Annotated in this window: 1 protein-coding gene; it reads left to right on the top strand. The window is 44.9% G+C overall.

The window, feature by feature from the left end; all coding sequences use genetic code 11:
* Positions 1 to 659 (top strand): aconitase family protein (locus B4237_RS15540; protein ID WP_286943863.1); only part of this gene is annotated, 659 nt, incomplete at both ends.

The raw sequence follows: 659 nt of genomic DNA, 5'->3' as shown, positions 1-659 counted from the left end.
CTTAGTACAAAAGAAATCTAAAAACATGTTAGTGCGTGTTGATGGCGTATTGGGTACAGGTGTCACGTCAAAAGATGTTGTTTTGGCAATCATTGGCAAGATTGGTACAGCGGGTGGTACTGGTTATGCGATTGAGTTTGGTGGTCAAGTCTTCCGTGATATGTCGATTGAAGGGCGTATGACAGTATGTAATATGGCAATCGAAGCGGGTGCACGTGTGGGCATGGTCGCTGTAGATGATAAAACGATTGCTTATGTCAAAGACCGCAACTACGCACCACAAGGCGAAGAGTGGAATCAAGCAGTCGAGTACTGGAATACGTTGCATTCAGATGAAGATGCCGTATTCGATGCGGTTGTTGTATTGAATGGTGCAGAGATCGAACCACAAGTGTCTTGGGGAACGTCTCCAGAAATGGTGATTCCTGTTTCTCAAGCTGTTCCGACCTTAGAACAAGCAAAAGATGATGTGCAGCGTAATGATTGGACGCGTGCTTACCAATACATGGGCTTAACTGCAGGTCAGGCATTGACAGATATCCAATTAGATCGCGTGTTTATTGGTTCATGTACCAATTCTCGTATTGAAGACATTCGTGCTGCGGCTGAAGTTGTGAAAGGTCGTAAAGTCGCGTCAAGTATTAAACAAGCGATGATCG

It is taken from the genome of Acinetobacter sp. UBA6526 (assembly GCF_002434875.1).
Lineage (GTDB): Bacteria > Pseudomonadota > Gammaproteobacteria > Pseudomonadales > Moraxellaceae > Acinetobacter > Acinetobacter venetianus.
Note: the sequence above shows the minus strand (reverse complement) of the source record. Positions and strands in the feature narration are given on the sequence as shown.